Source organism: Marinicrinis sediminis, assembly GCF_042685085.1.
GTDB classification, from domain to species: Bacteria; Bacillota; Bacilli; order Paenibacillales; family KCTC-33676; genus Marinicrinis; species Marinicrinis sediminis.
Genome location: NZ_JBHUMM010000043.1, coordinates 112,860 through 135,333 on the forward strand (window position 1 = coordinate 112,860; position 22,474 = coordinate 135,333).

At 52.5% G+C, this 22,474-nt stretch carries 18 protein-coding genes; 17 read left to right on the forward strand and 1 reads right to left on the reverse strand.

What is annotated here, in order from left to right; all coding sequences use genetic code 11:
• Positions 1–16 precede the first annotated feature (16 nt).
• The 16 genes from rfbC to ACFSUC_RS14270 all read left to right on the forward strand — a co-directional run bounded on the left by rfbC (position 17) and on the right by ACFSUC_RS14270 (position 18,555).
• The gene (gene rfbC / locus ACFSUC_RS14195; protein WP_379930278.1) at positions 17–580 is read left to right on the forward strand and encodes a dTDP-4-dehydrorhamnose 3,5-epimerase; all 564 of its coding nucleotides are present in this window, start codon (positions 17–19) and stop codon (positions 578–580) included.
• On the forward strand, positions 577–1,569 hold the full coding sequence (gene rfbB, locus ACFSUC_RS14200; RefSeq protein ID WP_379930279.1) for a dTDP-glucose 4,6-dehydratase: 993 nt from the start codon (positions 577–579) through the stop codon (positions 1,567–1,569). Before rfbC ends, rfbB begins: the two co-directional genes overlap by 4 nt.
• Complete coding sequence (gene rfbD / locus ACFSUC_RS14205) at positions 1,566–2,429, forward strand: dTDP-4-dehydrorhamnose reductase (RefSeq protein ID WP_379930280.1); 864 nt, start codon at positions 1,566–1,568, stop codon at positions 2,427–2,429. The genes rfbB and rfbD overlap by 4 nt, the downstream gene beginning before the upstream one ends.
• Positions 2,430–2,459: 30 nt before the next feature.
• Positions 2,460–3,350 carry a UTP--glucose-1-phosphate uridylyltransferase GalU gene (gene galU, locus ACFSUC_RS14210; RefSeq protein ID WP_379930281.1) on the forward strand — a complete coding sequence of 297 codons (891 nt, stop codon included), beginning with the start codon at positions 2,460–2,462 and terminating at the stop codon, positions 3,348–3,350.
• A gap of 6 nt (positions 3,351–3,356) precedes the next feature.
• Entirely contained in the window at positions 3,357–4,784 is a 1,428-nt protein-coding gene (locus ACFSUC_RS14215) for an O-antigen ligase family protein (protein ID WP_379930282.1), read from the forward strand.
• Positions 4,781–6,253 carry a lipopolysaccharide biosynthesis protein gene (locus ACFSUC_RS14220; protein WP_379930283.1) on the forward strand — a complete coding sequence of 491 codons (1,473 nt, stop codon included), beginning with the start codon at positions 4,781–4,783 and terminating at the stop codon, positions 6,251–6,253. The genes ACFSUC_RS14215 and ACFSUC_RS14220 overlap by 4 nt, the downstream gene beginning before the upstream one ends.
• Before the next feature lie 213 nt (positions 6,254–6,466).
• Positions 6,467–7,294, forward strand: coding sequence for a glycosyltransferase family 2 protein (locus tag ACFSUC_RS14225; protein ID WP_379930284.1), 828 nt, complete (start codon positions 6,467–6,469; stop codon positions 7,292–7,294).
• A 61-nt stretch (positions 7,295–7,355) separates the two neighbouring features.
• Positions 7,356–8,540 (forward strand): glycosyltransferase family 4 protein, encoded by a 1,185-nt coding sequence (locus tag ACFSUC_RS14230; protein ID WP_379930285.1) that lies wholly within the window; start codon positions 7,356–7,358, stop codon positions 8,538–8,540.
• Positions 8,528–9,700, forward strand: coding sequence for a glycosyltransferase (locus ACFSUC_RS14235; RefSeq protein ID WP_379930286.1), 1,173 nt, complete (start codon positions 8,528–8,530; stop codon positions 9,698–9,700). Before ACFSUC_RS14230 ends, ACFSUC_RS14235 begins: the two co-directional genes overlap by 13 nt.
• 13 nt (positions 9,701–9,713) lie before the next feature.
• Entirely contained in the window at positions 9,714–10,829 is a 1,116-nt protein-coding gene (locus ACFSUC_RS14240) for a glycosyltransferase (protein ID WP_379930287.1), read from the forward strand.
• Positions 10,830–12,176 (forward strand): lipopolysaccharide biosynthesis protein, encoded by a 1,347-nt coding sequence (locus ACFSUC_RS14245; protein WP_379930288.1) that lies wholly within the window; start codon positions 10,830–10,832, stop codon positions 12,174–12,176.
• Positions 12,173–13,606 (forward strand): sugar phosphate nucleotidyltransferase, encoded by a 1,434-nt coding sequence (locus tag ACFSUC_RS14250; RefSeq protein WP_379930289.1) that lies wholly within the window; start codon positions 12,173–12,175, stop codon positions 13,604–13,606. The genes ACFSUC_RS14245 and ACFSUC_RS14250 overlap by 4 nt, the downstream gene beginning before the upstream one ends.
• Entirely contained in the window at positions 13,590–14,762 is a 1,173-nt protein-coding gene (locus tag ACFSUC_RS14255; protein ID WP_379930290.1) for an NAD(P)-dependent oxidoreductase, read from the forward strand. Before ACFSUC_RS14250 ends, ACFSUC_RS14255 begins: the two co-directional genes overlap by 17 nt.
• 13 nt (positions 14,763–14,775) lie before the next feature.
• Positions 14,776–15,519 carry a WecB/TagA/CpsF family glycosyltransferase gene (locus tag ACFSUC_RS14260; protein WP_379930291.1) on the forward strand — a complete coding sequence of 248 codons (744 nt, stop codon included), beginning with the start codon at positions 14,776–14,778 and terminating at the stop codon, positions 15,517–15,519.
• A gap of 4 nt (positions 15,520–15,523) precedes the next feature.
• Positions 15,524–16,594, forward strand: a complete 1,071-nt coding sequence (locus ACFSUC_RS14265) for a glycosyl hydrolase (protein WP_379930292.1) — start codon at positions 15,524–15,526, stop codon at positions 16,592–16,594.
• Positions 16,595–16,599: 5 nt separating this feature from the next.
• Complete coding sequence (locus ACFSUC_RS14270) at positions 16,600–18,555, forward strand: hypothetical protein (RefSeq protein WP_379930293.1); 1,956 nt, start codon at positions 16,600–16,602, stop codon at positions 18,553–18,555.
• On the opposite strand, the gene ACFSUC_RS14275 is transcribed toward ACFSUC_RS14270, so the two are convergent.
• Entirely contained in the window at positions 18,544–21,258 is a 2,715-nt protein-coding gene (locus ACFSUC_RS14275; RefSeq protein WP_379930294.1) for a glycosyl hydrolase, read from the reverse strand. The genes ACFSUC_RS14270 and ACFSUC_RS14275 overlap by 12 nt on opposite strands.
• Before the next feature lie 120 nt (positions 21,259–21,378).
• Between ACFSUC_RS14275 and ACFSUC_RS14280 the strand changes: the two genes are divergently transcribed.
• Positions 21,379–22,419: an LCP family glycopolymer transferase gene (locus ACFSUC_RS14280; RefSeq protein ID WP_379930295.1), complete on the forward strand. Its 1,041-nt coding sequence runs from the start codon at positions 21,379–21,381 to the stop codon at positions 22,417–22,419.
• The last annotated feature ends 55 nt before the right edge of the window (positions 22,420–22,474 follow it).

Consider the following 22,474-nt stretch of genomic DNA (forward strand, 5'->3'; position numbering starts at 1 on the left):
GGAGGGAGAGAACACGGTGAAGATAGAGACACTGAGCATCGAAGGGCTCTGCGTCATTGAGCCTGCGCTCCACCTGGACGCCAGAGGGTTCTTCATGGAGAGCTATCATGCGGACAAATGGCAGGAGGCCGGCATGACCGGACGCTTTATTCAGGACAATCACTCCTATTCCGAACGAGCAGGCACCTTGCGGGGGTTGCATTTTCAGTCAGAACCCTATGCGCAGACCAAGCTCGTACGCGTTATTTCCGGTGCCATTTATGATGTGGCCGTCGATTTGCGTCCAGATTCCAGGACGTACGGAAAGTGGGAAGGCATCGTACTCTCCGCGCAGAATCGCAAGCAGCTGCTGATTCCCAAAGGCTTCGCACATGGATTCTGCACACTGAGCGATCATACGGAGGTGTTGTACAAGGTGGATGCCTATTACGCACCTGAATCAGACAGCGGGATATTATGGAATGATGAGGAGCTTGGCATAGACTGGCCCTGCACCAATCCCATCCTCTCCAGCAAAGATCAGCAGCTGCCACCTTTAAGCCAGGTGAAGCAGGCTGCAAGGAAGGAGTGCAAGGTATGAACGTACTGGTAACCGGTGGCGCCGGATTTATCGGCAGTCATTTTATTCGGCATCTGCTGCACAAGCAGCAGGGGGACATGGTGGTCAACCTGGATGCATTGACGTATGCAGCTGATATGAGAAATTTGGCGGATATCGAGGAAAACTATCATTATCAATTTATTCAGGGCAATATCGAGAATCGGGAGCTTGTCTATCATCTGATGCGAACCTATGAGATTGACGTCATCGTCAATTTTGCTGCGGAAACACACGTGGATCGCAGCATCACCCAACCGGATGTTTTTATTGGAACCAATGTGCTGGGTACTCAGGTACTTCTGGATGCGGCGCTGCACTTCGGGGCAAGCCGGTTTGTCCAAATCTCGACGGATGAGGTCTATGGATCGCTGGGCGAAGCGGGCTATTTTACCGAGACGTCTCCGCTCGCTCCGTCCAGTCCTTATTCTTCCTCTAAAGCAGGCGCTGATCTGCTCGTTCTTGCCTACCACCGCACATTCGGACTTCCGGTCAATATTACGCGCTGTTCGAACAACTATGGCCCGCACCAGCACCCGGAGAAGCTGATTCCCCGGATGATTACAAGAGCGATGCAAAACAAGCGGCTTCCGGTCTACGGGAAGGGAGAGAATGTACGGGACTGGCTCCATGTGAAGGATCATGCAGAGGCGGTGCTTCGTGTTCTGCAGCAAGGAAAGAGCGGAGAAGTCTACAATATTGGCGGACACAATGAGTGGAACAACCTGAGTCTCGTGAAGCTGTTGCTGGAACTGCTGGGCAAGGATGAGCAATTGGTTGAGTATGTCCAGGATCGACCTGGTCATGATCTGCGTTATGCGATTGATGCGAGCAAAATTCAACAGGAGCTGGACTGGAAACCGACTCGTTCGTTCCAGGAAGGACTGATTGAGACGATTGAATGGTATATGGAGCGATATGCCAAGCTGGACGTGGGGGAACGAACGCAAATCGCCCAGGTGCTGCAATGAAAGTGCTGATTACAGGTGGCAATGGTCAGCTGGCCAGAGAGATGACGGAGGTGTTGCAGACGGAGCATCTTGTCCGGTCACTGGACAGCAGTCAGCTGGATGTGACGAACAAGGGACAGGTTTGGAACGAACTGATTTCCTGGAACCCGGAGGTCATCATCCATGCCGCAGCCTATACGCAGGTCGATCTGGCTGAATCCAATCCGCAGCAGGCATTTGAAGTCAATGCGCTCGGCACCCGATACATAGCGGAAATCGGAGAGATGCTCGGTGCCAAATTCGTTTATATCAGTACCGACTATGTGTTTGACGGCTCCAAAGCTTCCTATTATGAAGAACACGATTCTCCGCTCCCGATCAATACATACGGCTGGAGCAAACGTCTGGGAGAAGTAGAGGCACTCCAGTCTTGCAGTCGAAGCTTTGTGATTCGTACGTCCTGGCTGTTTGGCATACACGGACGGAATTTTGTACAGAAAATTCTCGATCTGGCTACTCGTCAAAGGGAACTAAGTATTGTGCATGATCAGATTGGCTCGCCGACCCACACCCTGGATCTGGCCAGAGCTATCGCATTTCTCATGCATACAGAACGCTATGGCATTTATCATTTTGCCAGTCTGGGTCATTGCAGCTGGTATGAGCTGGCTGAAAAAGCGCTGCATTTGAAAAAAAGCACCACGACCTGTCTGCCCTGCATGAGCAACGAATATCCCACGGTGGCAGCCAGACCGAAAAATACGCCGCTAAGCAGCATCAAGCTGCAACAGCTTGGATTTGGTCCGATTCCCCACTGGGAAATCGCATTGCAGGCCTATCTGGAACGAATGGAGCAAGCATCCCGTTTGCCGCAAACCTGAGGAGATGAACATATTGGAGGAGGAGTTGCATTGAAAAAAGTCAAAAAGGCCATTATTCCAGCCGCCGGGTTAGGGACACGATTTCTGCCTGCCACGAAAGCCATGCCCAAGGAAATGCTTCCGATTATTGATAAGCCGACCATCCAGTATATCGTAGAAGAAGCCATCGATTCCGGCATTGAGGATATTATCATTGTAACGGGGAAAGGCAAGAGAGCGATTGAGGATCATTTTGACCATGCCTTTGAGCTGGAGCACAAACTGCTGCAAAGCGGCAAGCTTCACCTGCTGGATGAAGTACAGCGGGCTGCACACGTAGATCTCCATTTTATTCGGCAAAAAGAGCCGAAAGGATTGGGGCATGCTGTCTGGTGCGCACGTCGCTTTATTGGCAATGAACCATTTGCTGTTCTGCTAGGTGATGACATTGTGCAAGGGCAAACACCTTGCCTGCGGCAGTTGATGGAGCAGTATGAGCAGCATCATGCTTCGATTATCGGGGTTCAGCAGGTTCCGGATCATCAGACAAACCGGTACGGGATTGTCGATTTTGAAGATCGGATGGATCGTTTGTACAGTGTCAAGCAATTTATTGAGAAGCCGCCACTCGGAACCGCTCCTTCCAATCTGGCCATTATGGGTCGCTATGTGCTGGAGCCAGAAATCTTCGACTATCTGTCCATGCAGGAAAAGGGCGCAGGGGGAGAAATTCAGCTGACAGATGCCATTCAGAAGCTGAATGAAGAGAAGCAGGTTCATGCGTATGAATTCGAGGGCAATCGCTATGACGTGGGTGAGAAGCTGGGCTTCATCCTGACGACACTTGAATTTGCACTGCGAAATGAAGATTTGAAGCAACCGCTCCGGGAAGCGATGGTTGACATGCTCAGCCAGTTGTCTCCTGAGCCGCTCACGACATAAACCAGGATGTCGGCAGAACAGACACTTTGGCGACATTCATGGCCGCATGCGCTGCGGCTGAGATTGCTCTCGATGATCGTGATCCTCGTTAGTCTCGGCTGTGTCATCTGTCCGCTCATGATCGGGTGGGGCAGTGCCAAAATGGAAATCGGAACGGGGTTGCAGCTGCTTGGTTTGACCATTCTCGTATTCCCGGGAGCCGTGCTTGCCTTCTCCCATTCAAAATGGTATGTCCCCTATGCGCTGATGATCTGGGCGATCACTCCTGAAGTGAGAAGAGTGATGGACTGGTCAGTCGATACGTACCACCCTATGTCCTATATCAGTATTGCACCGCTGCTGGTCATGTGCTATGGCAGTCTGATACTCATCAAGGAATGGCGCAAATTGCAACGACATGTACAGCACGTATTTATGCTGCTAGTCGTTGTATTGGTCTACGGGGTGGCATTGGGGCTGAGTGCGCCGTTTCCTGCCCTGTTTGCCCTCCTTAATTACGCAGCTCCGCTGCTGTTGCTGCCTTACATGCATATCACCAAACCGAATGCGAGTGAAAAGCGGCTGTGGATACAACTGTACGGGCTGCTGGCTATCGGGGTGTCCATCTACGGCATCATGCAGTATATCTATGCGCCTGCCTGGGATGTCTTCTGGATGGAGCATGCCGATATGGGTTCAATCGGAAAGCCGGAACCATTTGAAATTCGGGTCTTCTCTACTTTGAACTCTCCCGGGCCCGCTGCGTCCTTTCTGACTGGCGCCCTGTTTCCGATGCTGGTGGAACGGAAGTGGCGGCCACTTGGCTGGGCGGGTGTGCTCATTGTGCTGGCCGGTCTTGGTCTGACTCTCGTACGTTCAAGCTGGCTGGCTCTGATCGTGATGATCCTGGTGTATGCCTGCCTCAGCCCCCTCCGCAAAAAGGTGCGGCTGTTGTCGGCGCTTTTCGTTATCATCATGCTCATGATGATCGGGGCTCCACTCCTGCCGGGCTCTGAGGGAGTTACGGAGCGTGTCGCAACACTCGGAGATATCGAGTCTGATCATTCGTATATGGAAAGGATGGATTTTGCACGTGAACTTGTTCCGCTCATCAAGCACGATCCGTTGGGCAGAGGACTGGGTACGACAGGAACCGGAACGAAGCTGGCGAATGGAGGCGAGCTTGGCGAGTTTGGGGTATTTGACAATGGCTGGGGTGCGTTGCTCCTGACTTTTGGCGTACCAGGAACGCTGGTTTGGACTGGCTGCTTGCTGTTTCTGCTATGGAAAAGCATGCAGATAAGGACAGGGGTGGAACCGACACGCACCCCTTATGCCATGATGAGTGCGGCGATGATCGCGGCCGCCATCGTCACCTTGATGTTTGAGAACAGTCTGACGGGTCTTACTGCCTTGTATACGTGGTTTTATATTGGATTAGGAGAACATACATGAAGACATTGCGAATACGTCGGTTATGGAGCTGGCCGAGCCTTCATAGTGAGTTGGCCCATACGCTGCGAACTACAGCAGCCAGCGTGTTCATTCTCGCTGTGAATGTGATTACGGGTATGATTACGGCGCGCGTGCTAGGTCCGGACGGCAGAGGGGATCAGGCCGCGATGCTGATCTGGTCACAGTTTTTACCGTTTGTCCTGACATTCGGGCTGCCGACCGCACTGCTGTTTCGTATGAAAACGAAGCCTGAACAGGCCTCAGCATGGTATGGAAGCGCGGTTTGTCTCGCTGCGGTCATCGGATTGCTGGCGATCGGAATCGGCTGGTGGTTTATTCCCGCCTGGCTCGATGGCTATGATGATCAGGTGGTGCGCTTTGCCTGCTGGTCCATGCTGCAAGCGCCTGTGGTTATGCTACTGCTGATGAATAATGCGGTGCTGCAAGCCATTGGAGATTTCAAGAGTTTCAATCAGATGCGTTATTTGCCCCCGATCTTCACTTTGCTGCTGCTATGCGGACTTTGGGGCATCGGACAACTTACCGCGGTGACTACGGTACTGGCCTACTTGCTGCCGACCGTTCCGCTGGTCTGCTGGATGACGGTCCTGATCATCCATCGAATAGGGATTTCATTTCACGAGCCGCTGGTGCAGATCAGGCGGCTTTTTCATTATGGGCTGCGCTCCTACGGGATTGATCTGCTCACCAATGTTAGCAATCATCTGGACAAGGTGATTCTGGTTCTGTATTTATCACCGGTGGAGCTTGGCCTGTATGTGGTGGCGGTCAGCCTGTCCAGAATGGCACAGATCCTCTATTCATCTGTCATCGTAGTGCTGTTGCCAAAGGTGTCGGGACAGAAGCAGGAGGAGGTGCTGCGCTGGACCGGAAGAGCTTTTCGCATCACAACGATGCTGTCGGTGATAGGTGCGGGCATGGCCATGTGGATCGCACCGTGGCTGTTGCAGCTGCTGTACGGTGACGCGTTTCTCTCCTCTGTTCCTCTGTTTCGACTGCTTGTCATGGAAGTCGTCATTGGAGGAGGCGTTCTTGTGCTGGCACAGGGGTTCATGGCACTGGATCGACCCGGCAGCGTGGCGATCCTGCAAGGCATCGGTCTTGGCCTGACGCTTCCGCTCATCATGCTGCTGGTGCCCACCTATGGCATGATGGGCGCCGGATGGGCTGTATTGATCGCCACCTGTGTTCGATTTGTGGGCATATGCATTCAATACCCGCTATTGTTGGGTGCCAGACCGCCTGCCTGGTGGTTCTACCGAGACGACTGGCGCTTTCTGCTTAGCAGATGGAACAGGCGAGCACAGGCCGCATCAGCAAATGAGCCGAGCACCCACGCCGATTTCGTACATCAAGAAAGCACCCGCGCCGAATCGACTGGCGATCGCCAAGATATTCGCAGGGCATCGCCTGAACCAAATGAACGCGGCCCATCGAAATGGAAGTGACAGCCTGGGACCAAGTGGAACCAGGCGCTTCCAGTGAAATTGTGATAGGGAGCCATCATCTGTGAAATAGCGAGTTTGATAGAAGGACAGTTTATGGAATTGAAAGTGAGACAGACAGAAGGATAGACAGTGAATAGAGAGTGAAATAAAGCTTGAATAGAGCGTGAAATACAAAGTGAGTTAAACAGGCGGAAAGAGAGGGAGGTGAATCGATTGTCCGTTTGCAAGCTTTCGGTGGTGATGATAACGAAGAATGAGCAGGAACGGATTGCGCAGGCGATTCAGTCGTGTCAATCCATTGCCGATGAAATCGTCATTCTGGATAGCGGGAGTACCGATCAGACCGTTACCATAGCCGGCAAGCTGGGATGCGAGGTGGTGTTCCACCCGTGGGAAGGCTTTGCGAAACAGCGAAATGTCGGTGCGGATCATGCTATGCATGACTGGATTTTTGTTATCGATGCGGATGAGTGGCTGGATGAGACGCTTCAGCAGGCGATAAAGGACTGGAAAGCACAGCCGCACGATCCCAAGCTCGTCTATTCGGTGTACCGGATCGGCAATTTCCTGGGCTCCTGGCTTCATCGGGGTGAACGACTTCTCAGACTGTATCATAAACGGCATCATCAGTTTACCGAGACACCTGTGCATGAAGTCATTGACGCGGCCAAATCGGAAATTCGCACGCTGGAAGGGGTACTGATGCATGACGGCTTCCGCAGTATTCAGGATCATGTCAGGCGCTTCAATATGTACACCGACCTGGATGCCCGAAAAGCCCATGACAGTAAAGGGAAATTCCGCACGCATCGTCTGTTGTGGAGACCCCCCGCCAAATTCATTCAGAAATATGTGATGCATAAGCTCTTTATGAGCGGACTGGCCGGCCTCAGTGTGTCGATCTTCTGGGCCTATTATGAATTTTTGAAACAACTGAAATGGTATGAGCTGGAGTGGCAACGAAAACAGGAACGACGTACATCACTGCTTCCACCTGCCAGCTCGGTCATTCCCTCTGTGCGAAAAGGGATGGAGGAGTAATGGCATTGGCTTTATGGCATTGGCATCATGGAACTGGAGTTAGGGAAAGGAAGTGTCTGGAATGACAATCAGCAGACCCCGCATTCTCGTGATTGGCATGGGATGGCCGGACGAGCAGCCGGGAGGTCTCAATACATATGTTCGGTCTATCGTTCGAACGTTAAAGGGCTCATGTGATGTGCATGTTCTCGTTTGCGGGCACACGTTGCCGGTAGAGGATGGCGTGGCGTTTGCCGGGCCTGTCTCGTCCAAGCGATCCTTGCTGCAGCGGCAGTTTGACTTTCGCAAGCTGGCAGCCCGGGAAATGAGCGTGCATGCCTTTGATTTGGTCTATGTCCATTTCGCCCCTTATGCCGTTGGGCCTATGCTGGAGGCGAGAAAGCGACAGATTCCGGTTGTGTTCGGGTTTCATGGACCATGGGCCGAGGAAATGAAGGTCGAGAAACAGGGAATTGTGCAATCTGTCAAAACGGCGACAGCCCGTACCATGGAGAAGAGAGCGTATCGAATGGCTGATCATTTTATTGTATTGAGCGAAGCTTTCGCCCACATCCTGCACCGAAGCTATCGGATTCCGCACGAACGCATCCATGTGATTCCCGGCGGGGCCGATCACCGCTTTCAAGTGGCTGAGGATCGTGATCAGGTTCGCGACAGTCTGGGCATCCCGAAGGATCGGCTGGTTGTGCTTACGATTCGCAGGCTGGTGAATCGAATGGGACTGATTCCGCTGGTAAAAGCCTGGAGACAGGTGGTTGATCGATATCCGGATGCCATTCTGTATATCGGGGGGAAGGGTCCGCTCTATGAAGAACTGCTGCAAGAGATCGCCGCGCTTGGACTGGAGGATCACGTCAGATTGCTCGGATATATCGAGGATGAACGATTGCCTCTCTATTACCGGGCAGCGGATCTGTTCGTCGTCCCTTCCAGGACGCTGGAAGGTTTCGGATTGATCACCGTCGAGGCGCTGGCTTCAGGGATTCCGGTTGCCGCAACGCCGATAGGCGGGAGCAAGGAAATCATAGAGAAGTGGGACGCAAGGTTTTTGTTCAAGGGAATCCATGAAGGCCAAATGGCAGAAGGCTTGCTGGCGCTGCTGGAAGATCGGGAATCGTGGCCAAGTCAGCAGGCCTGCAGATCCTATTTCGAGCAACATTATACGTGGGAGCAGGCAGGGAAACAGATCTATCAATTATTTGAGCAGGTGTGGAGGCAGAAGGAGGAACAGGCATGCATCGGGTAACGGTAGCCTATCTGGATCATACCGCGAGGTGGAGCGGCGGGGAGATTGCGTTGTTTCATCTACTTAGCCATATGAAGGAGGGGGTTCAACCGCTCGTCATTCTTGCTGAAGAGGGGCCGCTGGCCGATCGGATGAGAAGCAGGGGGATTGAGGTACGGATCGTTCCGTTGAGTGAAAAAGTTCGCAGTCGGGGTCGTCATCAATTTGGACTGAGCCTGTTGACTTCGGCCATTGCATTGCTTCGCTATGGTCGAAAAGTCGGGTCTATTCTGAAGGAGGAACAAGTGCAGCTTGTGCATACCAATTCGCTCAAATCTGCCTTGTATGGCGTCATTGCTGCAAAAATAGCGCGAGTGCCCCTTGTCTGGCACATTCGGGATCAGATTTCTTCCCCCTATCTGAAGCCGCCTGTAGCAAAAACCATCAGACTGCTGGCGCGAATCTGTCCCAAAGGCATCATCGCCAATTCCGTCTCTACGCTGGAGACCCTGAAGCTTCCCAAACAGCGCAAAGCGAAAACGGCGGTCGTCTATTCCTGCTTTGCGGGCCGAATGGATCAGCAAACCAAAGTAGCGCGCACATCTCGTCTGTTCCACGTGCTGCTTGCGGGCAGACTGGCGGAATGGAAGGGCCAGCATGTCTTTATCGAGGCTGCCGCTCTCTTGAAAGAGCAGTATGCGATTCATTTCTGGATTGCGGGAGATGCGTTGTTTGGAGAACAAGCTTACAAGCGCCAACTGGAAATGAAGATTCGATCCCACGGTTTAACGAATGTTTCGATGCTCGGACATGTGGAACAGATGAAAGAGTTGATGGAATCCGCCGATTTGCTCGTTCATACGTCCATTACACCAGAGCCGTTCGGGCAGGTCATCGTAGAAGGGATGGCCTGTGGTCTGCCAGTAGTCGCTTCCAATGCGGGAGGACCGCGAGAAATCGTCGTTCACGGCGAGACGGGACTGTTGATAGAGCCGAATCAGCCGGAGATTCTGGCAGAGGCGATCAGCTGGATGGTTCAGAATCCGAAGCCGAGGCAGCTGATGGGCGAGCGTGGCAGAGAGCGGGTCGTCCAGCAGTTTACGATGGAGCAGTCCGTACATAAAGTAAACGATTTGTACCACTCATTACTATGGGGATCAACGGCCAAAGCTGCCGAGTAAGGATGATGAAGCGATGAAAGTAGCGATCGTACATGATTATCTCATTCAGATGGGGGGAGCGGAACGAGTCGTGGAGGTGCTGCACAGCATGTTTCCCCAGGCTCCGATTTATACAACCGCGGCTGTCGAACAGTCGAAATTGCTGCCCGGCCTGCAAAAGGCAGAGATTCGAACGACCTGGATGCAGCGCATTCCGAGGATGGATCGCCATTACAAGCGCATGCTCCCGTTTTATCCGGTCGCCATCCATCAATTTGATTTGCAGGAATTTGACGTGGTCATCAGTTCCAGCAGTGCGTTTGTGAAAGGAATTAAAGTGCCCTCCCATGTGTTTCATTTATGTTATTGCCATACGCCGATGCGGTTTGCCTGGGATTTTGACCATTACATGGAGCGGGAGGCGGGGTCCTGGCTGTTTAAGCATATGCTGCGGGGGTATATGGGCTATCTGCGCAAATGGGATCAGCGAACTTCGGCACATGTGGATCAGTTTGTGGCCAATTCCAATGCGGTCAAGGAACGAATCAAACGATGCTATCACCGGGACGCCGATGTCATTTTCCCTCCTGTGGAGACATCGAGGTTTCACATTTCCGGGAAGATTGAGCCGTTCTATCTGATGGTGACGCGTCTGGTCAGCTACAAACGCATTGACCTGGCGATTGATACGTTCAATCGAATCGGTTTGCCCCTGCGCATTGTCGGCGGTGGGCCTGATTTGCTGCGGCTGAAGAAGATGGCGAAGCCGAACATACAATTTCTGGGCCGGCTGTCGGACGAAGAGGTCAATCGCCTCATGTCCACGTGCAAGGCTTTTATTTTTCCGGGTGAGGAGGATTTCGGGATTACACCGCTCGAGGTGAATGCAGCGGGCAGACCGGTCATTGCCTACGAAGCCGGCGGCGCACTGGATACGATCCGACCTGAGCTGAACGGGATTTATTTTCGGGAGCAAACGCCAGAATCTCTTGCTCGTGCAGTCAAGGCGCTGGAGTGGAGGGAATGGGATTCGAATGCGATTCGTCAGCATGCCCGATCCTTTGATGTGGAGAGTTTTAAATATCATTTTCAGCATTATTTGGTTCAAAAATGGAGTGAGTTCAAGGAAAGGACGCAATTGGTGATCTAAATGGTACAAATTGGACTCCGGCTGTTCAGACAAATTACGTTGGCGAACACGTCCGTCACTGCATCGATGCAAACCCTGCTCATGAATATGGGCGTCGTTCTGTTAAATATGCTTACCGGGATGCTAATTGCGCGAGGTCTGGGTGCGGATGGGCGAGGGGTGCATGCCGCAATCCTGCTCTGGCCGCAGTTTCTGGCTTTTTTGCTAAACATGGGGATTCACTCTGCTGCCTTATACGAGTCGAAGCGGCAGCAGCCGGGCAAGGATCTATTCACCGGAGCGCTTCTGTTGTCCAGTGGTGCGAGCTGTGCCGCCATGGGCATCGGTTATGTTCTGTTGCCGATGATCCTTCACCATTACGATAGTGCGACGATTCGCTATGCCCAGTATATGCTGTTTGTGATTCCGATGCTTCATTTATCCTTTCTCGTGCAGGCGATGCTGAGAAGCATGAACCGTTTTGGCTTATACAATCTGACGCGTATCAGTGTGCCGCTCCTGACCGCAATCGGTCTGGGTCTATGCCTGTGGCTGGATGCCTTTCGACCGTCTTATACGGTACTGTCCTATTTTCTCCCTTATGCGCCCATCTTTCTCTATCTCGGCTACCGCATGTACAGACAGCTCCCGGGCACGTTGCGCGGGCTGCGCGCCTCCATACGCAAGCTGACGTCTTACGGCATGCGTTGCAGCGGTCATGAGATGCTCGGTACGGCATCCCTGTATGCAGACCAGTTGCTGGTCGCTTTTCTGCTCTCTCCTTCCGCACTGGGGCTGTATGTGGTGGCGGTCAGTCTGGCACGTATGGTCAATATTTTCTCCAATTCTATCATCATGGTGCTGTTTCCCAAGGCATCCGGGCTAGCCAAAGCGGAAGTGGTGAGGATGACCTTGACAGCTTTTCGGCTCAATGTGCTGGTGATGCTGGTCGGAGGAAGTGTTATTATCCTGCTTGCTCCCTGGTTTTTATCGCTGCTGTACGGCGCAGATTTCGCAGGTGCCGTCACGGTGTTCAGGCTGCTGGTGCTGGAAGTGATGCTCACGGAATCCGGCATGGTGCTGGCCCAGGCATTTATGGCGCTGAATTTGCCGGGAAGGGTGTCCTGGCTGCAGGCGATCGGGTTTGGCACTTCGCTGCCGTTAATGTGGTGGTGGATACAGGGGTACGGCATTCACGGTGCAGCGCTTGGACTGCTGTGTGCGGCCGTTGTGAAATGGCTGTATCTGATCGTGCAGTATCGGCGCTGTTTTGGCGTCGGTTTGAAGCAATACGGGTTTCAGAAGGAAGATTATGTGGCCGTCAAAAGGCTGCTTCGTAAATATCGAGTGAAAGGTGTGTCCTCATGAAGCTGGTATTACTGTCAGGCGGATCTGGCAAGAGACTATGGCCCTTATCCAATGATTGCCGATCCAAACAATTTTTAAAGGTATTGAAGCATCCCGAGAAAGCGATCCAGGAGTCGATGGTGCAACGTGTATGGCGACAGCTCACACAATCGGGTCTGAGCGGGGATGCGTATATCGCAACGAGTAAATCCCAGCAGGAGATGCTGCAAAGTCAGCTCGGCATGGAGGTACCGCTCATTGTAGAACCTGAACGGAGAGATACGTTTCCCGCAATCGCACTGGCGGCGGTATATCTGTATTCGATGGAGGCCGTTCCGCTGGATGAAGTGGTGGTTGTGCTGCCTGTAGACCCGTTTGTCGATCAGCCGTTTTTTGAAAAGCTGAAGGAGCTGGAGCAAGCGGTGCGGTCTGAGCAGGCCGAATTGACCCTGATGGGCGTAAGACCCACGCACCCTTCCGAAAAATACGGGTACATTGTACCGGAGGCCGGCGTGGTTGATCAGCAAAATCCACTCGTTTCAGCTGATTGCGCTTCTTCTGTATGCCGTGTGCACCGATTCCAGGAGAAACCGAGCGAGTCGCAGGCAATAGAGCTGATCGGGCAAAAAGCGCTTTGGAACTGTGGTGTCTTTGCCTTTCGGATGAATACGTTTATTCAGATGCTGATGCAACGAGGATTGCCCATTCAATATGAAGCGATGGTCAAGCAATACAGCCGCATGAAAAAAATCAGCTTTGATTATGAAGTGGTGGAGAAGACGTCGAACATTGCCGTGATTCCTTATGAAGGCAGATGGAAAGATCTGGGCACCTGGAATACGTTGACCGAGGAGATGAACGATCCGGTTATGGGCAAGGGCATCCTTTCGGAAGATGCCAGGAATACGCATCTGATCAATGAGCTGGATATTCCCGTCACGATCATTGGGCTGTCCAATGTCGTTGTGGCGACCAGTCCGGACGGGATTCTGGTGACGGACAAAACCCAAAGTCCGCGAATCAAGGAGGTGTTGCCGTCCCATTCCACCAGACCGATGTATGAGGAACGGCGCTGGGGCAGCTATCGTGTCATTGATTATTCGAAGCTTGAAGGAGAGGGTGAGGTGCTGACGAAGCGAATTCGTATCGCTGCCGGGCACAATCTCAGTTATCAGTGGCATGAAAAACGCAGTGAGGTGTGGACGATATTGTCTGGAAGAGGACGCTGCATCTTGGATGGTGAGCTGAAGGAAGTAAGGGGTGGAGATGTCATCGTCATACCGGTAGGAGCGAAGCATTCGATCCGTGCGCTGGAAGAATTGGAGATCATCGAGGTTCAGCGCGGCAGTGAGTTGATTGAAGAGGATATTGTGCGTGAAAGTCTACACTGGGAAGAGATCATGGCGCTGGGGAGCAGAAAGGGTGATTTCACGCATGCGATTGGAGAATAAGTCTGTTGTGCGCATTGGCATCGTAGGGACAGGCTTTATTTCAAAAGGATTTGTCCGTCAGCTTATGCGACAGCACCGAGTGAAGGTGACCGGGGTACTGACCCGGACAGATCCGGCCTATCGAACCGATTATCCCCTTCAGCATCTGCTTGTGCAAGATGCAGATGCATTTCTGGAGCACGTCGATCTGGTAGTGGAATGCAGCGGGGATGTCATCCATGGTACGCAAGTCATACTGAAGGCGATGAACCAGCAGTTGCCGGTCATTACGCTGAATGCAGAGTTACAGGTAACGACAGGCAGTTATCTGGCCTCGAAGGGATTTCTGACAGAGGCGGAGGGAGATCAGCCAGGATGTCTAGCCGCGCTGAGAGAGAATGCGGTCATGATGGGGTTTGAGCCATTGGTGTATGGCAATATCAAGGGGTTTCTCAATCATCATCCTACCTATGAGGATATGCTGTACTGGTCGAAAAAGCAGGGAATCAGTTTGCCGAAGCAGATTTCTTTCACTGATGGCACCAAGGTGCAGATCGAGCAGACGCTGGTGGCCAACGGGCTGGGAGCGACGATTGCCAAAAAAGGGCTGATTGGTCCCAGAGCCTTGACCTCGCAGATTGGCGGGCCATCTCTGGCGGAGCTCGCTGAAAAGCTGAAGTCTCCGATCAGTGATTACATATTGTCACCAGAATCTCCAGCGGGTGTGTTTATTACTGGGACGCATCAGAGCAGCGAGCAAGATTGCCTGCGCTATTACAAAATGGGGGAAGGTCCCTACTATACGTTGCAGTCTAATTATCACCTCTGTCATCTGGAGATGATGAAGACGGTCGATCGGGTGATGCGCGGGGATGGCATTCTGCTTAACAACGGGGTATTGCCGAAGGTCAGTACGGCGGCGATTGCCAAGACCGCCCTGAAGAAAGGAAGCCGTATCATGCAAGGAATCGGGGGCTTTGAGCTGCGGGGGGAAGCGGTGCTAATTGAAGAGGCTCCCGATTATATTCCAATCGGGCTCATTCAGCATGGCGTGATGATGCGGCATGTAGACCCCGGTCAAATCATCACATGGGAAGATATCGAGCTTCCGCATTCATTGGCGATGGAAGCCTGGAATCATACGCTGCAACATGTACGATGTGCAGCATCTGCATAAGGGGTGTAGGGGAATGATGCAAGTCTGCAAAATGGGAAATATCAAGGTGACCGTTTCTTCTTCGGGTGATATCCAGCAAACCGTGACGGAGGCTGTGAGGCAACGGAAAAAAGAACGCTATTATTTTGTCAACGCTCACTGCTTTAATATCTCGCAGCGTGATGAAACCTATCGTCACTGTCTGAACGAGGCAGAGTATGTGCTGAATGATGGCATCGGCATGGAGATTGGCAGCAAGCTGTTCGGGATTCGGTTCATGGAGAATTTGAATGGTACGGACCTGATGCCAAGGCTGCTTGGACATTTTGCAGACTGCGACATTTCGGTGTTTTTGCTTGGCGGACAGCAGGGAGTGGCGGAGGCTGCAGCTTCCAGCTTGAAAAAGAGGTATCCCAACTTGCGTGTGGCCGGGTATCTTCACGGTTATTATTCCGATCAGAACTGGGTGGTCGAACAGATTAACCGGGCAAGTCCGGATGTCGTCATTGTGGCCATGGGCGTACCCATTCAGGAGAAATGGATTGACAGGCACTTTGACCGGATTGATGCACGCGCTTTTTTTGCAGTCGGGGCCTACCTGGATTTCGAATCTGACCGGATTAAAAGGGCGCCACGCTGGATGCGTCTCCTTCGTTTTGAATGGCTGTTTCGACTGTGGCTGGAGCCTCGCAGGATGTGGAAAAGGTATCTGATTGGAAACGGATTGTTTCTGTATCATGTGTTGAAGCTTCGCTTACTAAAAAACAGAGGATCGTGATGAGATGCGAGCGAAAAAGTTGTACGGGGTTCAATTCAGACTGATACTCACGACGCTGCTGCTGGTTGCAGTGTTAATCGGATTGTATCGATGGATTGCGGAGGCAGCGCCGGCCCCGATATCACCAGTTAATTCGCAGGCGACTCCGGAAGCCAGGGAAGTGCTGAAGATGCTGTACGAGATACAGGGAAACCGCATTTTGGCAGGTCAGCATGATTATCTGGAAGTACCGGATGTCTATACAGAAGATATTGCAGAGGCCACGGGCACCTATCCGATCCTGCACGGCTACGAGCTCGGGGCCATTATGGGTCAGAGCTCGCGTGAAGTGCATGAGCAGCGGTTGGGGGTGATCAATTCGGCAATCAACTGGCATAAGCAGGGCGGACTTGTCACCATGACCTATCATGCCCCGTTTCCCGGGATGGCCTACGAATGGCAGTATGTGAAAAGGCCCACGACTCAGCAGGAATTTGACCAGATGCTGACGCCAGGGACCTCCCTGCATGTCTCACTGCTGAAACAGCTGGATGAAGTGGCGTATTATCTCAAAAAGCTGAGGGATGCGAATGTTCCGGTACTGTGGCGCCCTTACCATGAAATGAATGGCGAGTGGTTCTGGTGGGGGGAAAAGAAACGGTTCAAAGCGCTGTGGGCATTGATGTATACACGATTTACGGAGAAGCACAAGCTGCACAATTTGCTGTGGGTATGGAGTGCCAATGCGCCGAATCGCTGGTCTGCTCCTCTTCAGCCTTTTGCTGTTTCACAAGATCAGGTGGATGTCTACGGACTGGATATCTATGATCGCGACTATCAGCATGCCTATGATGAGCAAATTCGCAATTTGGCAGGCTCTAAGCCGGTCGCAATCACGGAAAGCGGTGAGCATCCGTTGCCGATTCTCGGGAACGACGGCATTCGCAATGACTATGTTTGGTTCATGACGTGGGGCAAAAAACTGCATGAATCCAATGAGAAAGCAGATACGCTTCGCCTGTACAGGCATGCGTCTGTTGAAACCCTGGATGGCGTAACCCAAGGGAGCTCCCGGGAAGTGAACGGGAATCGATGAATCGGATGAGACGAAGGAAGAAGGCAGGAAAAGGCTGGCTTCTGCTCGGGTTGTTCTTGCTCGCCCTTGTCATCGTGGTCTTCTGGTATGTACGAGACCAGTCAGGAGACCGGGAACTTGTTTGGCGAATTGGGATGCAGGACGGGAGCGCTGCAGAATTTGGCAAAGAGGTGAAGGCAACCGATATTCGGACCGTTAACGTCGATCAGCTCCTGAAACTGGAAGACGATCTAGCCTGGGCCACCATACCCAGCGGACTAAGTCGTTCTATAAATGCTGATTTAGAAGTCAGTTTCGCACTGAACGAGCCTTCACCACATGGATATCGTTTTCGGATAGGAATTGTGCAGGCGCCAAGCAGTATCCCGCAGCTGGCTGTATTCATGAACGGACAGTTTGCGGGTATGCTGCAAATTGCAGGGACGGCAGATGTTTCAGGAGCTGACCGCTTTGCGAATGAATATGAATTGGATCTGTCAACCGATTTGATCCGTGACGGAAACAATACCCTGAGGCTGGAGATCGTTCGCTGCTTGTACTGTTCAGACGCAGAAGATGATGCGTTGTGGATCGAATGGGATATGATGGAACTGCTGTCCTGGCGGGTACAAATGAAGGAATCGGTTCATAGCCGCACGGTTCGGATGGGAACGATGATCAACGATCAGCAGTTTTTCTTCAATGAGCAGGCGGTCAAGGTGCTACCAGCGGTGACAGAATGGCTGGGAATTGCATACAGCCGCAATGTATTGAGAGCCGGCTGTCCCTCGAATGTTGCAGGGTCATGCTCGCATATGGAAGCCTATTATCGAACGATGGCCGAGTTGAATCTGGAGGCTGTCGCCATGCATCTGTACACAGGAGATCTTTTACTGAACGAGGGAGACGGCACGCTTTCGGATACAGCTGCGGGACAGCTTCGTCAATATCTGGAGCAGTACGGGAATTATGTGCATTATTATGAGGTAGACAATGAGCCCGGACTCTTCAACCGATCCAAGCAGGTCAACCTGGCGATCGCAAATTGGATGGATGATCATGCCCGCAAGCTGGCTCCTCATCTGGAAGTCGTTTCGCCCGGCTGGGCGTACTGGCCGACTTATGCCGAGAAGCCTTGTCGAGAAGGAGCCAACAATGATCCGCCACGCTGCGGAGAACCGGATGGCTGGGCAGGAGATGCGGGGCACCGAAAAGACATAGAGGAACGAACCGATTGGACAAATGGGCATGCCTATGGTCGATCCTATATGGACGCCAAGGGCGGTAGTCTGATCGAGAATATGCGCTCGGTAGGACGTGATCTGTCCGGTTTGCGCAAGCCGATGATGGTAACGGAATTCGGCACGTCAGATACACATACAGACCCGGAGGTGTACGGGGCGACCCAGCCTCATGCTGCAGCGTTCGACCGGATCGTACGTGCCCATATCGGATTTGCGGATGTGTTCATTCAGCATGCCGCTTTTTATGATGCCTTCGCCCTGTTTGAACAGCAAGACAGTCATATCCCGGATGTATCCGAACTACGTATGCATCATACGGTGGAAATGGAAGAGCCGCGCGCAGCGATTTTCAGACGATATGCGCTGGCCTATGCCACACACGGAAAACCATTGTTGGTGGAGAGGATGAACAAGGAAGAAACCCGTGACCGGAAAATGTATGTGCGCGCTGTGGACACGTCGGAGCTGGCGCCGCTGCCGGGATCGGGAGGGTCGAGCAGGAAGCTGCTGATACAGGGGGTGAATTTCGAAGAATCTCCCCAGCGTATGCAGGTCAGGGTGCATCTGCCCGATCCTGGCCTATATATCGGCAAGAAAGTTGGAGCCGACCATCGATACGAGGAGGCCATGGAGGATGTTGTCATAGATGCTGGACAGGGCACCGCTGAATTCGTAATGGAACTGGGCGGTGGTGCTGCCGTGCAATGGATTCTGGAGAAATCATCGTTACAGCGTTAGCTCTTGCCAGCTTGCTCCCCAGTCAAGGGATCGTTCCAGCTTGCCCTCTTTTTCCCGAATCCACACATTTCCGAGCAGAAGCTGATTCGACCAGTCTTCACGGAACAGGGACTGCCCGATATTGATCTTGGATTGAACGAGCATACTGCCGCCTGAGACGCCTTTACCTTGTATGCTGCCTCCATATCCACAGTTTAGCTCCTGGATTGAGGCCAGCGAGTAGGCTTTGTCGATGACGATCAAGGCAGGACTGGAGTAATTGCCATTCGCCTGAAACCGTTCAAAGTTAATGCGAGACTGATTCATGTGTGAGTTTTTCAATACACCGATGGCAGGATGGGAGGGATCATTTGGCTGCATACCCACTCCTTTAAATGTGGCCTTGACAGTATCGTAGCACCGAATGGCCCAGCAATGCTTGAAGCCTTCAATATCGACACCCTCCACGGAAAAGTTGCCGACCCCCCCTGTGCGGCCCGATATGTAGTCTTTGCCCAGGGTGATGACACCGCGCAGGTCATCATCCTGGGATTCATACCAGCCCGCGCTCATCTGACCTCCCCAGAACTGAAAGCCACCGCTGTCATTGGAGACATGTACGGCTGCAATGTTGCCGATGAACCAGCAATTGTAGAACTGGATATCGTTGCCGCTCTCCACTCCGGTGCGGAGGTTGACCCCGACATTCACACCTGCCCAGGTACGAGCCATGAAGAAGGAAGAGCCGTAGCAGTTGTGAATGAGGTCAAAGCCGATATCGTAATGATCGACGTAGACGTTTTTGACTTCGAAATGCCGCATAGCATTAATTTTGACAGCGGCCTTGAACCCTGTCGGTCTCGGTTTGGTGCCCTGGATGGACAGATTTTTGATATATCCGCTCGGCCTGACGCCGCTCGGCTGATCGTCTCCGATCAGAATGCCATCCGACTTGCTGCTGTCATCCATGATCAGCTTGGTGGTCGCGGCTCCTGAGCCGATTATCATGACCTGCTTGCCATTGGCATACAGCGTTGAAGAAAGGCGGTAGGTGCCTGGAGGAATGTAGAGTGGCTTGCCCAGCTTGATGGAGGCCTGGATGGCTTCATTCAGGGCGGAAGTGCTGTCAAATCCCTGCTGTTCCTCCAGAGGGGTTGCACCAAAAGTACGGGCATTCAGCATGACCTGTTGACGGTCTCCGGCTTCCAGGAGGGCCTGCAACAGCTGCACGATTTCGTTGATGGCATCTACAAGGCTGTTCTTTTGCTCGGTCCTCAACTGCTCCGGGTTGCCAATCTCGAGGGACAGCTGCTGCAATTGCTGCTTGATCTCGGCATAGGTAGGCTTATCCGGGCCGGGTGGATCGGAGGTCTTGGATGGCGTCAGATACATGGACGGGATGATTTCCTTCGATTGGGATGGACTGGACCAGCGCAAATAAACGCGGGCATCTCCGGTATTATCGAAATATTCGAGTTTGATAGGGACCCAGACGTTGGCCTGCAGGCGAATGATTCCCTTTCCTTCCTGTATGCTCTGATTCTGCCAGCGATCGTAGATGAGCTGATCATCCACCCATAATCGGACGCCGTCATCGCTGGCCACGTAGAAGGTGTAGATTTCGGAATAACGGGGTAGCAGGCTGCCCGTCCAGCGTACAGAAAATTGGTCACTGCCCATGCTGTGATGAGGGGAGCGCTGCTTCCAGTCAAAGCGGATGATGGGGTCCACTCTGGAAAAAGCGAGGTCGGTAAAGGTTAAATCCCGGTAGTAGGCACCGCGCAATCCATGTGAAGCTGAAAAGGCCTTCCACTCCTGCAAGTGCCGGGTAGAAGGATGAGCATAGACGGCCTGGATCGTCTCATTTGAATTGGCTTCTTCCACCAGTTTTCCCCAGCCCATGAACCATTTCCATGCGGGTTGAGTGGCTGTGATGGATTCAGGTGACGGGAGTTTGTCACATTCCCCAATCGCAATCGGTTTGCCTTGTGCATAAGACTGAATATGATCGTAGTGACTTTGCAGAAATTCTCCGTTGTATATATCGAGACCGTACATGTCGATCTGATAGGACGCAGGCAGATCGGTCGGCTGTTCTGTGGTATAGGCGTTTGGGGCATGCGGACACCACATCCAGAGCAAATTGCCCAGACGATGTGTTTTCGTAAACCGTTTAAACATGATATCCCACAAAGCTGCAAAGGCACGCTGCTTGCCCCACCAGAACCAGCCGCCATTCATTTCGTGAAATGGACGCCAGACGAGGGAGATGCTCTTCTCCTGCAACTTGCTGAACAGGAGGGCAATATGATCCAGCTCTTTGATGAAGCTCGCATGAAGGTTTGTCCCGGATGTGATGACTTGCTCAAACTCCTGATGCGAGGTTTGTCGTTGAACCTGACTCCACTCGTTCGCACTTCCCGGAAAAGGCATATGCCAGGTGAACAAGGGAATGCCGCCATTTTCACCCCACGCCAGGGCGGCCTGTATGACCTGATTGCGTTGACTGTCCAGAAGTTGAGGACTTTGACCGGTAATGCCGCCCAGCTCGAAACCATGCACGACTGGCCAGTGCCCTGTACGATCCTGAATGTGCTGCACATATTTATTGGGGTCTTCCAAATAGTCATGCTGACCGGTCAGCAACTGGCTGGATTGCTGAATGCGTACATACATGGCGACACTTTCCGGTGTCGCATCAGGTGAAACCGGATAAAAGGACATCTTCGTTCGCCTCCCGCTTGAATAGTAATACAGTATATGCGTTTCCAGTCGGGATAAGTAAATGGATCGTGCAAAAACGAATGGAATGACTGTAAAGGATCATGGAAAGGGATGAAAAAGATGCACGTCAGATGGAAAAGAGCAGGTCTGATCATCGGAGTTACACTTGGATGCTTTCTGTTGGCTGCGGCCGGTTGGGGATTGTATCTGTATCAGGAGGTAAAAGAAACCTCCAGTCAGATCTATGAACCTTTGGAGAGAATCCCGCTTACGGCAGCGGATGCTTCGTTATTCGGCGAAGCTTCTGTGTCTGAATGGGAGCGGGAACGTCCGGGTATCGAACGGTTATTGAACACGGTGTCGATGCATTCCGAGGGAGAAGATACACAAGACATCGAAGAGAGAACCATGCGCATGAATATGACTGCGGTAGATGAGGAGGCTTTTACCGTTTTGTTAATGGGGGTTGACGAACGGGGCAAGGATCGTGGACGATCGGATGCGCTCATCCTGATGGCGGTTCATCCCCGTAAGGAAGCCATTACCATGATTCACATTCCGCGCGACACGCGGACACGCATTGCTGGCACGGAGATGGAGGACAAAATTAATCATGCGTATGCCTTTGGCGGGACCTCACTGGCTGTTGCGACGGTGGAAGGCTTTCTCGGCATTCCGGTAGATTATTATATTAGGATCAACATGGAGGGATTTGAAGAACTGGTCGATCTGTTCGGCGGCGTAGAGGTAGATAATGCCTGGCGATTTGAGTATGAAGGCATCACCTTTGCACAAGGCAAGCTGCACCTGGACGGCAAGGAGGCTCTTGCCTATTCACGGATGCGAAAGTTGGACCCCAGGGGGGATCTAGGCCGAAACGCCAGGCAGAAACAGATTCTGTCGGCCCTGCTGGAGGAAGGCAAGAGCATGCAAAGCTTGCTGAAAGCACAGGATATGCTGAATGTGGTGGAGCAGAATGTGAAGACCAATCTGACTTTTGAGGATATGAAGCAGCTGTTTGCCTATCGAACCCGGTTTACGCGGCTGGAAAGTGATGAGATTCAGGGGAGCGGGAAAATGTACAATCGCATTTACTATTACGTCGTCTCTGACAAGGAACGCAGGCGCATCCACGATTTCCTGCTGCTGAAATTAAGTTGAGGCTCTGGTTCCCAAACGGGCAGACACGGCATACAATAGCATCAAAATGGGTGCA

What these genes read in the sequence shown, in the direction of transcription:
- ACFSUC_RS14280 (WP_379930295.1), top strand. Translation starts at nt 21,379, where the DNA reads ATGCACGTCAGATGGAAAAGAGCAGGTCTGATCATCGGAGTTACACTT.
- ACFSUC_RS14270 (WP_379930293.1), top strand. Translation starts at nt 16,600, where the DNA reads ATGAGACGAAGGAAGAAGGCAGGAAAAGGCTGGCTTCTGCTCGGGTTG.
- ACFSUC_RS14275 (WP_379930294.1), bottom strand. Translation starts at nt 21,258, where the DNA reads ATGTCCTTTTATCCGGTTTCACCTGATGCGACACCGGAAAGTGTCGCC.
- rfbB (WP_379930279.1), top strand. Translation starts at nt 577, where the DNA reads ATGAACGTACTGGTAACCGGTGGCGCCGGATTTATCGGCAGTCATTTT.
- rfbD (WP_379930280.1), top strand. Translation starts at nt 1,566, where the DNA reads ATGAAAGTGCTGATTACAGGTGGCAATGGTCAGCTGGCCAGAGAGATG.
- ACFSUC_RS14255 (WP_379930290.1), top strand. Translation starts at nt 13,590, where the DNA reads ATGCGATTGGAGAATAAGTCTGTTGTGCGCATTGGCATCGTAGGGACA.
- ACFSUC_RS14235 (WP_379930286.1), top strand. Translation starts at nt 8,528, where the DNA reads ATGCATCGGGTAACGGTAGCCTATCTGGATCATACCGCGAGGTGGAGC.
- ACFSUC_RS14265 (WP_379930292.1), top strand. Translation starts at nt 15,524, where the DNA reads ATGCGAGCGAAAAAGTTGTACGGGGTTCAATTCAGACTGATACTCACG.
- ACFSUC_RS14230 (WP_379930285.1), top strand. Translation starts at nt 7,356, where the DNA reads ATGACAATCAGCAGACCCCGCATTCTCGTGATTGGCATGGGATGGCCG.
- ACFSUC_RS14245 (WP_379930288.1), top strand. Translation starts at nt 10,830, where the DNA reads ATGGTACAAATTGGACTCCGGCTGTTCAGACAAATTACGTTGGCGAAC.
- ACFSUC_RS14215 (WP_379930282.1), top strand. Translation starts at nt 3,357, where the DNA reads ATGTCGGCAGAACAGACACTTTGGCGACATTCATGGCCGCATGCGCTG.
- ACFSUC_RS14260 (WP_379930291.1), top strand. Translation starts at nt 14,776, where the DNA reads ATGATGCAAGTCTGCAAAATGGGAAATATCAAGGTGACCGTTTCTTCT.
- ACFSUC_RS14220 (WP_379930283.1), top strand. Translation starts at nt 4,781, where the DNA reads ATGAAGACATTGCGAATACGTCGGTTATGGAGCTGGCCGAGCCTTCAT.
- ACFSUC_RS14240 (WP_379930287.1), top strand. Translation starts at nt 9,714, where the DNA reads ATGAAAGTAGCGATCGTACATGATTATCTCATTCAGATGGGGGGAGCG.
- ACFSUC_RS14250 (WP_379930289.1), top strand. Translation starts at nt 12,173, where the DNA reads ATGAAGCTGGTATTACTGTCAGGCGGATCTGGCAAGAGACTATGGCCC.